We start from the raw sequence: 743 nt of genomic DNA on the forward strand, positions 1-743 counted from the left end.
CTTTTTATTTTACAAGCGTAGCAATCAAGCTGGCAATGGATACTAAGATAGAAGTAGCCGAGATGGCAATGGTGGTGGCGTTACCAATTTCGGAGTTCTTAGCCTTGGTTTTATTGGGGGTGACATAGAGAATGTCGTTCTGCTGCAGGTAGAAGTAGGGAGAAAGCACGATGTCGGACTTGGTAAGGTCGAGCATCACAATCTCACGTTTTCCCTGTGCATCTTCACGAATCAGCTTTACATTGTCTCGTACTCCATATACGGTCATGTCGCCTGCCATGGCAAGGGCTTCGAGTACATTGACTTTTTCGTTGGACACAGTGAAGGTACCCGGTTTGTTGACTTCACCGAGTACGGAAATCTTGTAGTTGGCCATTCGTACGGTGACAATGGGAGTCTCCTTCAGATAGGGTTTCAGACCTTCCCGGATCATGCTTTCAGCTTCATTTTTGGTGAGTCCGCCTACCTTGAGTCTGCCCAATACGGGGAAGTCGATTTCTCCCTGGTTGTTGACTAAATATTGCTGTAAGGAGGGCTGAGTTGTCGTATTGATATTGGCAATGGCTGCGTTCATTGGAGTCTGTACGGTCAGATTAAACGGTGCGGCAGCCAACGGGTCGGTGGTATTGACCGTAATGCTCAGCAGGTCCTTGGGCATAATCTTGGCATCGTAAAGAGGAATTTCCTTTCCATAGGTATTTACGGTTTCGGGGTCCTGCATATAGGGTACTTTCTTGTAGGAG

General features: G+C 47.4%; 1 protein-coding gene. It reads right to left on the reverse strand.

The features are described 5' to 3' along the window. Positions 1-4: 4 nt before the first annotated feature. The coding region (locus tag WKU26_RS12615; RefSeq protein ID WP_340322309.1) for a polysaccharide biosynthesis/export family protein at positions 5-743 on the reverse strand (739 nt) is incomplete at its 5' end.

It is taken from the genome of Phocaeicola sp. HCN-40430 (assembly GCF_037890285.1).
GTDB classification, from domain to species: Bacteria; Bacteroidota; Bacteroidia; order Bacteroidales; family Bacteroidaceae; genus Phocaeicola; species Phocaeicola acetigenes.